General features: G+C 60.3%; 6 protein-coding genes. 5 read left to right on the forward strand and 1 reads right to left on the reverse strand.

What is annotated here, in order from left to right:
- Positions 1–419: 419 nt before the first annotated feature.
- The 5 genes from AC5ZGW_RS34835 to AC5ZGW_RS34855 all read left to right on the forward strand — a co-directional run bounded on the left by AC5ZGW_RS34835 (position 420) and on the right by AC5ZGW_RS34855 (position 11,625).
- Positions 420–2,624 (forward strand): ATP-binding protein, encoded by a 2,205-nt coding sequence (locus tag AC5ZGW_RS34835; RefSeq protein WP_130226562.1) that lies wholly within the window; start codon positions 420–422, stop codon positions 2,622–2,624.
- A 220-nt stretch (positions 2,625–2,844) separates the two neighbouring features.
- Positions 2,845–4,044 (forward strand): adenylate/guanylate cyclase domain-containing protein, encoded by a 1,200-nt coding sequence (locus tag AC5ZGW_RS34840; RefSeq protein ID WP_130226567.1) that lies wholly within the window; start codon positions 2,845–2,847, stop codon positions 4,042–4,044.
- Between the two features lie 69 nt (positions 4,045–4,113).
- Complete coding sequence (locus AC5ZGW_RS34845) at positions 4,114–4,821, forward strand: ABC transporter substrate-binding protein (RefSeq protein WP_130226561.1); 708 nt, start codon at positions 4,114–4,116, stop codon at positions 4,819–4,821.
- 306 nt (positions 4,822–5,127) lie between these two features.
- Positions 5,128–5,304, forward strand: coding sequence for a hypothetical protein (locus AC5ZGW_RS34850; RefSeq protein WP_165421322.1), 177 nt, complete (start codon positions 5,128–5,130; stop codon positions 5,302–5,304).
- Positions 5,305–6,381: 1,077 nt separating this feature from the next.
- Positions 6,382–11,625, forward strand: a complete 5,244-nt coding sequence (locus AC5ZGW_RS34855) for a DUF4082 domain-containing protein (RefSeq protein WP_245474769.1) — start codon at positions 6,382–6,384, stop codon at positions 11,623–11,625.
- Positions 11,626–11,634: 9 nt separating this feature from the next.
- Here AC5ZGW_RS34855 and AC5ZGW_RS34860 read toward each other — a convergent pair whose 3' ends face one another.
- Positions 11,635–13,077 (reverse strand): DUF5107 domain-containing protein, encoded by a 1,443-nt coding sequence (locus AC5ZGW_RS34860; protein WP_130226559.1) that lies wholly within the window; start codon positions 13,075–13,077, stop codon positions 11,635–11,637.
- Positions 13,078–13,111: the final 34 nt, after the last annotated feature.

Here is a 13,111-nt window from a genome sequence, read left to right on the forward strand (position 1 = left end):
AATTACTTCGCTGTCGTCGCTATCGCCGCTATCGCCGCAACTCTGCTCTGGCTAACATAACTGTCCACGCGACCTAGAGCTCCAGCGATGTCGAGCGCCCAGTCCGAGGACGCTGCATTGGGCCTTAGGGCTCAATGGTTCGTGAGGCTGTTGAATGCTACGCGTGCCGCCATAGGGTCACCTGCCGCCAGTCTTCTCGTCGCTCTGCCATCCCTGGCATCGACATGGGCCAGCCTGTCTTCACGGCCGTGGGTGCCACTTCTCCGCGACGAACTGGTCAATGAAGGCTCGGAATAGCGCCACCGCTTGATGGCGTCGTTTCCGATCGCAGTTCGGAGAACTCTTGATGCAATGGCGCTTGTCGGTGGACTGGGCACGGTCGGTCTGATGCCGCCGATCATGCGTAGGAAAAGGTCGAAATGAGCAGCCTGTTATCACGCTTGTTCGCGCTGGTGGCAGCCGCCATACTGCCGGCAATCGCGATACAGGCGTACAATGAGATCGACCTGCGTCGCACGCGCGAGGTCGAAGTACAGGACGAAGCGCTCGGCCTCGCCAAGCTCGCCGCCGCTGAGCAGCAGCAGATCGTCCAGGGAGTTCGCCAGGCTTTGATTGCGCTCTCGGAGGTTCCGGCGATAAAGGCCAAGGACGTCCAGGAATGCGATGCCTACCTGTCCCGGATCAAGCAACAATATCCGGAGTTCATCTCCTTTATCGTGGTCGACATGAATGCCAGTGCCTTCTGCTCCTCATTCACGGAGCATAGGGTAGCTCCCGTAGTGCATAAGCTGGCTCCCGCCACTGGACGTGCCTACTTCGCGAACGCCGTGAGGACCGGAAAATTCACAATTGGAGAGTTCGCGTTCGGCCGAAATACCGGTCGCAGCGTCCTCCAGTTTGCGCTGCCATTCTACGAGGACGAAAACCACATGGGTGGCGTCGTCATAGCATCTCTCAGCCTTGATTGGCTCGCAGACTATATCGCGAAAAAGGGCGTTCCGGAGGGAGCCGCGCTCGCCATCACCGACCGCAACGGCATCTGTCTCGCTCGCTATCCTGACAATGCCCTGTTCGTCGGCAAGAAGCTGCCTGCCGGCAAAGATCCGACGCTCTCCAACGGGACTGTAGCTGATATGGTGAACGTTGACGGCGTGCGAAGAACTGTCGCATTCGCCGCTGTGGGGGAAGATCTTCTTGTCAGCTACGGCCTCGGCAAGGCGCAGACTTTCACCAAGATCGAACATCGCACGCAGCGCGACCTGTTGTTCATCCTCATGAGCGCCCTGATCGTCTTGATCCTGACGGCGTGGGGCGCCCAACGGTTCATCCAGCGCCCGTTTGCGCAATTGGTTGACGCTGCGAACCGCTGGCGGCTCGGCGAATTCGGCCGGCGTCTGGACATCGCGGGCAATTCGGAAATCGCACGGGTCGCCAGGGCGTTCAACGCCATGGCCGATGCGCTGAAGCACCGTGAGCACGAATTGTCCGAAGCGAGGGAGCAGTTTCATCAGAGCCAGAAGATGGAGAGCGTCGGCCAGCTCACCGGCGGCGTCGCGCACGACTTCAACAATCTGCTCACGGTGGTCTCCGCGAACCTCGAACTCATCGAGGCCGGTGATGATATCGGCAAGATCCGGCACTCCGCCGCGGCCGCGCGGCGTGCTGTCGATCGAGGGGCAAAGCTGACCGCGCAGCTTCTTGCCTTCTCGCGCCGGCAGATATTGAATCCAAGACCGGTCAACGCAAACCAGCTTGTTTCCGAGTTCCAGGGCATCATCCGCAAGGCGGTTGGGGAAGCATGCCGGGTCAAGGTGTGGACCAGCGAAGGATTGTGGCTGTGCCATGTCGATCCGGCGCGGCTGGAGACCGCTCTCCTCAATCTGGCCCTGAACGCGCGCGACGCCATGCCCAATGGCGGCGTGCTCGACATCGAGATGAAGAACGTCGTCGTGGGCGAAGGAGCCGCGGCGGGGTGCTTGCCCGGATCGTATGTCAGGCTGTCCGTCAGGGACACCGGTTCTGGAATGCCTCCCGAGGTGCGGAACCGGGTGTTTGAGCCCTTCTTCACAACGAAGGAGGTCGGCAAGGGCACCGGGCTTGGCCTTAGCATGGTCTACGGCTTTGTCCGTCAGTCCGGGGGACACATTGCCATCGAGAGTGCATTGGGAAAGGGGACCACTGTCGCCCTCTACTTGCCCAAAGCCACGCAAACGCCTGACGTCGAAACTGAAGACGCCCAACCCCAAGCGTTTCCGACCGGTTCGGAGCGCGTCCTGGTTGTCGAGGACAACGACGATCTTCTGGACCTCACGTCGGCGATGCTGACCAGGTCGGGCTATCAGGTTCGTTGCGCTCGGAACGGCACGGAAGCGCTTCGGCTGCTCCGGAGCGAGGAATTTGACCTCCTGCTAAGTGACATCGTGATGCCAAACGGGATCAACGGCATTGAGGTTGCCCGCGAAGCGAGGAAATTGAACAAGGGCATCAAGATTCTGCTTGCGTCGGGCTATGCGGGCGACGCGCTGGACCGCCATCAGGCGGTAGGCGAATTTCCGATTATCGACAAACCGTTCCGCATGTCAGAATTGGCGGCGCGCTTGCGGTCAATCCTGCACGAAGCTTGAGCTGCTCTCGCGCCGTTGCTTCCGGATCGGCAACGGGCCGCTACGGGAGCAGAACGGGCGCTTTTGCGCTACCCTGCGGCCTCCCGCGCCGGACAGGGCGGCAACTCCCCAACAACCCGATGCGCGCGCAAGCAAATTGCGGCGGACTTCGTTGACGCCGCCGGGCAGGGACACGACATATCCTCTACTGTCGATCCAGGTCACCACCGAGGAACAAGCTATGAACCCGCCGCCAAACATTGATCCCCGCACCGCGTATTCCGACGACGACGTTGTGCACTGGCTGACCAACGACACGCGCGATGAGCGCTTCATCGACAATATTTTCGCCGAGATGTGTATGCGCCTTCAGCGCGCGGGCATTCCCGTCAAGCGGGCGTCGCTTCATATCCTGATCCACCATCCTCAATGGCTCGGCGCCCGGATGATGTGGGTCGACGGAATGCGTGAGGCCAAGATTGAGAGAGTCGATTACGATGTCATAGGGCGATCCGAATACATCGGCAGTCCGGCAAACGAAATTCGCGATGGTGCCCTCGAGGTACGCGAAAATCTCGAACGTGATCCTTCGCTCGGCCGTAAGCACGCCATCTATGACGAAATGCGGGCCAAGGGCCTGACCGACTATGTCGCTTGGCCGCTATATCATACGCTCGGCAAACGGCACATCGTGACCTTCGCAACCGACCGGGTCGGAGGTTTCGACGACGCGCATATCGCCAGCCTGCTAAAACTGTTACCGATTCTGGCGCTGGTCAGCGAAATCCGTATCAAGAACCGGCTGGCGCGAACGCTGCTTGAAACCTATGTCGGGTCGCACGCCGGCGAACTGATTTTGGCCGGCGCCACCAGGCGCGGCAGCGGAACCACGGTACGCGCCGCCATCATGATCTGCGATCTGCGTGATTTCACCAGGATCTCCGATAACTGGCCGCGCGATGATGTCATCGATCTTCTGAACGGGTATTTTGACGCGATGTCGGAGCCGATTGCGCGACATGGCGGGGAAATACTGAAATTCATCGGCGACGGTCTGCTCGCCATCTTTCCGCTCAGCCAGCCGTCGGCCTGCGCAAATCTGTTGCACGCCGTCTCCGAAGCCCGTCAGGCGGTGATTGCCCTGAACGAAAAGAATGGCGAAACCGGTCGTGAACCGCTGAATTACGGTATCGGCGTCCATGTCGGCGACGTCATGTACGGCAATATCGGGTCGCGTACCCGCCTCGACTTCACCGTTATCGGTCCCGCGGTTAACATGGCATCGCGTCTCGAAACCCTGACCAAACAATTGGGTCGAAAGGTGCTGCTGTCCCGCGCGTTCGCCGACTTCGTCAAAAGCGATTTCGATCTCGAACGTGTCGGCGAATATCCGGTGCGAGGCTTCAGCGAGCCAATCGAGCTGTTTGCCTATCATGGCTGAATACAGAGCTATCGCCAGGCGCAAGTCGGCCCGCCTGTCCTTGAGTTTAGCGCAGCAAAGGTCATAGCCGTGTCAACCTTGAGAGTGGGAGCAGCGCTTCCCGATCCGCCATTCGAGTTCTTGACGAGCGATGGCCCGGCGGGATTCGACATTGCGCTGGTGCAGCGCATCGCCGGGATGCTCGGCCGCGAATGGCGGCTGGTCCCGTACACGGGCTCCGATTTCAACGGCATCTTCGCCGGTCTGGATGCCGGCAGATACGACTGCGTCGCCTCTGGCACCACCATCACGCCGGGCCGGGAAGCAAAGGCCGATTTCTGCACGCCCTATGCGATTTCAGGCCAATCACTTGTCGTCGATGTCATCCGCAATCCGGATGTACATGGCATCGCCGATCTCAAAGGTCTGGTCGTCGGAGTGCAGCAGGGGAATACCAGCCAGCCAGTTGCTGAGAAACTGGTCGCGGAAAATCGTGCTGCGCGGGTGCGCGTCTATGCTTATCACGAGATCGAGCAAGCGCTCGATGATCTGACAAGCGGAGGCTGCGACGCCTTCATGAAACTCGCACCCGTCACGGCTTGGTTCGTGCGCGGCCGGCCGAGGCTTGGGGTCGTTCAGACCGGCATCACTGTGGAGCACCTTGGCATCTGTGTCCGCAAAGGAGACATCGCGCTGCGCGATGCGATTGGCGGTGCGCAGGCCGCGCTTGCGGCCGACGGCACATTGGCCTCGCTGGTCAAACAGTGGCTTGGAGCCGGGGCGATGCTGCCATCATGAATATCGTCACATGCTCTCCGCTCGGCCGAGGCTCCCGCGTGTGCACGGCATAGGCGTCATGAACGTCGCGATCCACTGGAACTGGTGAGCTAGTTCACAATGCCCGAGATCATTGAGTGTTAGATAGGTTTCATGCGGAGCCTGACTATGCGCGCCATCATCGTATTTGCTATTCTTTTCGTCATCGTGGCTGCAACGCACCACGGTGCTTATCGACCGTATCCAACTGCTCCAATGCCTGCAGTCAATGTTCCTTGACCGGACTAGCCTGGGTTCGTAAAACATGGCTCTTGAAGAGGAGTTGTAATGGCGAAGAAAAAGAAAGCCACGCGCGTGTTATGGTCGAAGGACGACCTGAAGACGCTCAAGACCATGGCGAAAGAGAAGCGTGGTCGAGACAAAATCGCAAAGTCTCTCAAGAGGTCACCCGCAGCGGTGACCGTGAAAGCATCTGCCCTCGGCATTTCACTGAGCACCAAGTAGCTTGACACTCCTGCTTGCGAGGCTCGCGATGGGAATGCTTGGCCGATTCCGTCTCCGCGCGGTTCGGCCCATATCTTTAGATAGAATCTTTAGATAGATGGCTTCATCGCGTCGAGGCAAGGCGTTCGCGTTAGCGCGCATCCGCCTTGCCTCCGCAATGCACGTCGCTTCGGTCGCGACCAGCACGATCTGGATTCCGCATGCGAGACCCGTCACGCGTGACGGTGTTGTCTCGCGCGTCGAGCGGATCGGCCGGCGTCGAACTGATTAATCCAAAAGACGCACTGGTTCGCGCAGCGATGAGTTGCGCGACCATGCAGCGCATGCCGCCAAGCAGGCGGCGCTATGCAATTCGCATGCGGGCGCTTTGCCTGCTCCATTCAAGCGCAAATTGAATATCTCCTGATTTGAAATCCATTTGTGCCAAGAAGGGAAGTTCGGCTGGATTCAACCCATTAGAAAATCACGACTATCCACTGTCAGTTTGACGAAGATCGGCATCGGGTTGTTCAGCAAGGGCTGGGGTGCGACAGAACAGCAAATTGAATTAAACGGAGATTAATATTTAATTTGGGAGAATTAAATATTTTAAGGCGGTGTCATCGCATGAGGTCGTTATACGAAGATTTTGGTCTGGGCCGCATCGCTCTCGGATTGCAGACGTGGCCACGCACTCTCCTGCGAAGAAATGTCCGAGTTTCAGCTTCAGACCAAGACGAGTCGCTGTCGCTGCTCGCCGCGCGGAATTTGCAGGAGGGCCTGGGTCTGAGCGCCTCAGGTGCCGCGGCGTCGGCATCCGCTGCAACATCGGACGCCGGATTTGCAGCGTTGACGACAGAAGTCCGAGCGCCAGCCTCCGCGGCGGCCGAACCAGCGCCGCCAAATCCTGTGGTCATCCTTGGTCACGTGCCTTCGACTGCGACTGCCAACATTTTCGGATCTTCCACACCTCCAGCAGTCGCGCAGGTTTGCGGCTGCGGCTACTTCATTGCTCCAACACAATTGCTCGATCAGAGAGCAGCCAATGCGGCGTCGGCGCAGTTGCACGGCAGCCGCGTGTCTGGCGGAGCAGATTTCGTGTTGACCGGCCGCGCCGGGGCCATGGGCGCCTCGACCAGTGTCTCCATGTCCTTGGAGAACATTGCGCCGCTCGCAAATTGGAATGCACTACTAGGCGGAGGGGCGAGCTGGCGCACGCTGCCGGGAGGCGGCGAGACTGGTATCGGTACGGGGAAAGGTGAAATCGGAATTCTATCAGGCTCGGTGACGACTGCAGAGCTTTCTCCTGCGGGGCGGCAGGCCAACACAAGTACGTCGCCCAACGCACTCGCGGCCGCCGCGACTTCCACGAACCCAATCGTGCTCGAGAACCAGAAGACGGGAAATCCGCAAAGCGAATGGGATATCGAGGGTGCTGGCAGCTCGAATATCGAAGGTTTTGCCACCGATATCAGCGTGAATCGTGGCAACCAGATCGATTTCAAGATCAACACGGATTCATCGAACTATCGGATCGACATCTACCGCCTCGGCTATTACGGCGGCATGGGTGCGCGAAAGGTCCACACCATCCAGCACACCGGTGTGCAGAACCAGCCGGCGCCGCTGCGTGACGACACGACCGGCCTGGTCGATGCCGGCAACTGGTCTGTTTCGGCTTCCTGGGAGGTTCCTGAGGATGCCGTGTCAGGCGTCTACATCGCAAAGCTCGTACGCGAGGACGGTGTTGAAGGCGCCAATCACATCCCGTTCATCGTCAGGGATGACAGCAGCACCAGCGACGTCATCTTTCAGACCTCTGACACGACCTGGCAGGCCTATAACGGCTGGGGCGGTGCGAATTTCTATGGCGGCAACGGCCCTGCCACAGGTCAAGGTGCGGGACGCGCCTACGCGGTGAGCTACAACCGGCCGATTGCCACCCGCGGCAGCGTTGGAAGCTTTGCAGGTCCGCAGGACTATCTGTTCGGCGCTGAATACGCGGCGATCTACTGGCTGGAGCAGAACGGCTACGACGTCTCCTACATGTCGGGTGTTGACACGGACCGTTACGGCAGTCTGCTCCTCAATCACAAGCTCTATCTCGACGTTGGTCATGACGAGTACTGGTCGGGGCAACAGCGCGCCAATGTCGAGGCGGCCCGCGATGCCGGTGTCAATCTGGCGTTCTGGAGCGGCAACGAGATGTATTGGCGCACGCGCTGGGGCAACAGCATCAGCAGCGACGGCACGGCCTATCGCACCTTGATCTCCTACAAGGAGACCTGGTCACCGGACGCATCGATCGATCCAAGCGACGAGTGGACCGGGACGTTCCGTGATCCCCGCCTCAGCCCGCCGGCGCTCGGCGGAGGAAGCCCGGAAAATGCATTGATCGGACAGATGTTCCAGGTCGATGACGTCGGCCAAGGCAGCGGCCTGCAGGCAATCACAATTCCCTACGACGACGCCAATCTGCGCTTCTGGCGCTACACCAGCGTTGCGAATCTTCAGCCGGGGCAGACAGCGACGCTGACCAGGAACTACCTCGGCTATGAGTGGGACGAAGCGGTCGACAATGGATTCGATCCCGCGGGCCTAGTCCGGCTCTCCTCGACGACGGTTCCGGTCAACAGCTACCTCCTTGATTACGGCAACACGACGGGAAGCGCCATCTCGACCCATAACCTGACGCTCTACCGCGCGGCAAGCAAGGCATTGGTCTTCGCCGCCGGAACGGTCTACTGGGCGTGGGGTTTGAGCGACAATCACGACCTGACGCCAACGCCCACTGACTCGCGCGTGCAACAGTCGATGGTCAACTTGCTCGCCGACATGGGTATTCAGCCGGGAACGCTGCAGCCGGATTTGGTCGCCTCCACCGGCTCCACGGATCAGACCGCGCCGACCTCGAGCGTCAACGCGCTGGCAAACATCAGAGCCGGAGACGTGGTCACGATTTTCGGCACGGCATCGGATGTCGGCGGCGGCGTGATCGCCGGCGTGGAAGTATCGACCGACGGGGGCTTGAGCTGGCATCCGGCGATTGGTGACGAGACATGGTCCTATAGCTGGTCTCCGCAGGTCGCCGGGACCTACACCATCATGTCGCGCGCGGTGGACGACAGCATCAATCTCGAAACGCCTTCCGTGGGGCGCACCGTGACCGTCGAGGCTCCGACTTACGTCTCGCTGTTTCCGGGCTCGGCCACCCCCGACACCGTCAACACCACCGATGCAAGCGCCGTCGAACTCGGCGTGAGATTCCAGACGTCGGTTGCCGGCACCGTGAGCGGCATCCGTTTCTACAAGGGCAGCCAGGATACCGGCACCCACACCGGCCAGCTCTGGAGCAGCACCGGCACCTTGCTGGCAACGGCCACATTCACAAACGAAACCGCCAGCGGCTGGCAGAGCGTGACCTTCTCCAACCCGATTTCGCTGACGCCCGGAGCCACCTACGTCGCCTCCTATCATACGGATGTGGGCCATTACTCCGCCAGCGTGAACTATTTCTTGAGCAATGTGACGAGCGGTCCGCTGACCGCTCTCGGCAATGGCAATGGCGTCTATACCTACAGCAGCAATATCGCGTTCCCGACGAGCACGTTCGCGGCGACGAATTTCTGGGTTGACGTCATGTTCAATCCTTCGGTCACCAACAGCGCGCCCATAGCTGCCAATGACGACGGACCGATTGCGACCCGCGATCTGGCCCTGACGATTGCGGCGTCGTCCCTGACCGGGAACGACAGTGATCCCGATGGGGATGCGGTCAGCGTCATCGCCGTGAGTGCAGCAACACACGGCACCGTCGTGCTCAACGCGCAGCCCAATCCGCAGAACAACACCATCACCTTTACACCCGATGCCGGCTACACCGGTCCGGCGAGCTTCACCTACACGATCTCCGATGGGCGCGGCGGTACGGCATCGGCCACCGTCAGCTTCACCGTGGTACCGCCAGGGGCGGCTCCCGTCAGCCTGTTCAGCGCGTCAAGCACACCGGCTCTGACCGACCTCAATGACGGATCCCAGATCCAAGTCGGGATGAAGTTCACGTCCTCGGTCGCCGGGCAGATTACGGCGCTCAGGTTCTATCGCAGCGCGAGCGACACCGGCATCAACACCCTCGATCTCTGGTCGTCAACAGGCACTCGTCTCGCCACCGCCACCTTTACCAACACCTCAGCCAGCGGTTGGCAGACCGTCACGCTGTCATCAGCGGTTTCGATCGCCGCCAACACCACCTATGTTGCTTCCTATCACACCACCGGCGCCTATGTTGCGACCAACAACTACTTCACCGCGGCCGTTACCAACGGTCCTTTGACCGCGCTGTCCAGCCTTGCCGCCGGCGGCAACGGCGTCTACTCCTATGGCGGCACCAGCACCTCCGGCATCTTCCCGACCAGCTCCTACAACGCCGCCAACTATTGGGTCGATGTCGTGTTCGCGCCGTCCGGCGGCGCCAGCAATCAGCCGCCGGTTGCCAACAACGACAGCGGCTACAACACCACGCAGAACACGGTGCTGACGATTGCGGCGGCGGCGCTGCTTGCCAACGATACCGATCCGGACGGCGGCACACTGGCAATCACGGGCGCGAGCGGCGCCGTCAACGGCACGGTCAGCTTCGACAGCCAGACCAATACGATCACCTTCACCCCGACCGCCGGCTATGCCGGGCCCGCGTCCTTCAGCTACGCCATCGCCGACGGACAGGGCGGCACGGCAACTGCAACGGTCAGTCTGACAGTGAATCCGGTAGCCAACCAGCCGCCGGTTGCCAACAACGACAGCGGCTACAACGCCACGCAGAATACGGCTCTGACCATTGCCGCATCGGCCCTGCTTGCCAATGACACCGATCCGAATGGCGATCCGCTGACCATCACCGGTGTGAGCGGCGCCGTCAACGGCACCGTCAGCTTCAACGCCCAGACCAATGTCATCACCTTCACGCCGAACGCCGGCTACACCGGGCTCGCGTCCTTCAGCTACGCCATCTCCGATGGGCGCGGCGGCACCGCGACTGCAACAGCCAATTTGACAGTGATCCCGCCGACGGTGAGCTTGTTCTCAAGCTCCGACACACCAGCGATTCTCGCCGATTCTGACACGGCCCAGGTCAATCTGGGGGTGCAGTTCACGTCCTCTGCGGCCGGCACCATCAACGGCATCAAATACTACAAAAGCGCCGGTGACACCGGCACCCACACAGGTTCGTTGTGGAGCAGCACCGGCACGCTGCTGGCGACCGCCACGTTCACGAACGAGACCAGCAGTGGATGGCAGACGGTGACCTTCAGCGATCCTGTCTCGATCACCGCCGGAACCACCTATGTGGCAAGCTTTCACAGCAACGGCCGCTACGCGTCGACCAGCAACTACTTCACGTCTTCACGTGTCAATGGCCCGCTCACCGCATCCGGCAGCAATAACGGCGTCTACACCTATGGCGCGGACAACCTGTTCCCGACCAGCACCTTCGGTGCCACCAACTACTGGGTGGACGTGCTGTTCAGTCCGGCGAGCGGCGCCGCCAATCAGGCGCCCGTCGCGGCCAACGACTCCGGCTTCAGCGCCACTCAGAACTCGCCGATCTCGATTGCAGCCTCCGCGTTGCTTGCCAACGACAGCGATCCGGATGGCGATGTCCTGACGATCACGGGCGTCAGCAACGGCGTCAACGGCACCGCAAGCTTCAACGCCCAGACCAACACCATCACCTTCACACCCAACTCCGGCTATACGGGACCGGCGTCGTTCAGTTACGCCGTCTCCGACGGCCAGGGCGGGATAGCGACCGCATCCGCGTCCCTGACCGTCAACCCAGCATCCGCGAGCATCATAAGCCTGTTCGGCTCCAATCCGACACCGAGCGTGGTGTCAGTCAATGATCCGCAGTCGGTGGAGCTCGGGTTCAAATTCCAATCGTCCAGCGCCGGCGACATCACCGGGTTGCGCTTCTACAAGGGCCCATCGAATACCGGCACCCATACCGCGAATATCTGGAGCAGCACCGGCACCCTGCTTGCCACCGCCACCTTCACCAATGAGACGGCCAGCGGCTGGCAGCAGGTCAACTTCGCTGCGCCGGTCACGATCACTGCAGGGACAACGTATGTTGCGTCCTATCACACCTCAGGAAACTACTCCGCCGATCCCGGCATGTTCAGCTCGGCGGTCAGCAACGGGCCGCTGACTGCACCATCATCGGCTTCGATCGGAGGCAATGGCGTGTATGCGTATGGATCGGGCAGCCTGTTCCCGACCAGCACCTACAATGCGACCAGTTACGGCGTCGATGTGTTGTTCCGTCCACAACTCGCGGCATGAGGAAAGAAGTCAATTTATTGTCGCCTCGGCTGCGATCAGTTCTTTTCCATTGGTGGTCCTGATCGTCAGCTTCACCTGTTCGCCGCTGCTGCCGTCAGGGATCGTTGCCGAAATGCGATTTCCATTTTTCGGGTCGGCCTTCACGATGTCGTCGAACAGTGCCGTGTCGCCGCGTTTCAATGTTACGCGGAGCGGGGCGGCCGGTTCGATGCTGAAGAACTGAACAGCGACGCTAGACGCCTTGGCCGAAAGATTGATCAGGATATTCTCATTCGCATGCGTCACGTTCCTCATGCCGACCGTCGGACTGTAGGTTTCCGGAATCGAGACTTCACCCAGCGCGGGAAAGTCAGCGCTATGGAAAAATTGGTCCGACACGCCTGCCCATAATTCGACGTATGGTCGCCACTCATTCGGCTCCTTGCGGGGATCGGTTTCGCCAGTGAACGAGGGAAATCCCCACGTCCACATTTTCAAGCCCGGCGTCAGCCTGTTGTCCGCGATGCGAAAAATTCCTTCTTCGTTGTCATGGTTGATCACGCCCCAGAAATTCCCGCCCTGCATATCGGGTGCCGCGTAGGCGATGCCCATCGTCGGCCAGTTCTTGAAGAAGCGCAGGTTTTCGAAGCGCCGCCTGCCCATCCCCGCGCTCTCGTCGCCATCTGCCAGATTGGCCGACCAGGCGGGCGTGCTATAAGTTCGGATCGGCGCGATGATTTCGGCGCCGGCGGTCGCTTTAGGGTTTTTCGGATCCGATCCCGGAGCGAGCGTCGTGCATGTCCAGTACTCGTACCGGATCGCCTTGTCGTGCCGATTTTTGAGCACCACGCGCGTATCGAGTGCGGTCCGGTCGGCTTTCAGTGTGACATAGTATGTGGCTTCGATCCCGGTTGAACTCCTGAATTTGCCAGGTCGCGCGGAATAGTCGAAATTGTCTTTAAGCGACATCGCGACCGTCACTTCGCCCGTGCTCTCCTTGACCACCTCAAAGGCCCACGGCTTCAGCCACGTTTTGCCGTGCTCGGCATCCGGGAATGTCGGGAAGATGCCGCCATACACCATCAGCCAGTCGTAGTAGAAATTTCCGGCCTTGATCCCGTAGGGTACGCCGACATCCGTGCGATAGAGTTGTTCGTGGCCGGTCGGCTTGTAGATGATGGAAATAATGCGCCCGCCGAATTCGGGCACGAGTGTTACCTTCAGATATCGATTCTCGAGCACGCGCGCCCTGAACGTGCGGTCGACGATCGTGTTCTTGTCGAGCGACCCGCTGAGAAATCCGTCCTCCGCATCGGTCGCATACTTGACGGTACTCCACGTCATCGCCGTCTCTGCGAGAGACACACTATCTGCCACCGGCGAGGCCGCACGCACGACGTGAAACGCACAGAGCGCCGAAAGTGCTGCTATTCCGAAACAAGAAAGAGCACGCAAGGGAATCCCGACCGGCATCTACGTCGCCTTTGAATGAGCCGAAATGGCAGGC

It is taken from the genome of Bradyrhizobium sp. Crot121, from assembly GCF_059512385.1.

Excerpts from the sequence above, each read along its gene's own strand:
- AC5ZGW_RS34840 (WP_130226567.1), top strand. The coding sequence starts at position 2,845 with ATGAACCCGCCGCCAAACATTGATCCCCGCACCGCGTATTCCGACGAC.
- AC5ZGW_RS34850 (WP_165421322.1), top strand. The coding sequence starts at position 5,128 with ATGGCGAAGAAAAAGAAAGCCACGCGCGTGTTATGGTCGAAGGACGAC.
- AC5ZGW_RS34835 (WP_130226562.1), top strand. The coding sequence starts at position 420 with ATGAGCAGCCTGTTATCACGCTTGTTCGCGCTGGTGGCAGCCGCCATA.
- AC5ZGW_RS34860 (WP_130226559.1), bottom strand. The coding sequence starts at position 13,077 with ATGCCGGTCGGGATTCCCTTGCGTGCTCTTTCTTGTTTCGGAATAGCA.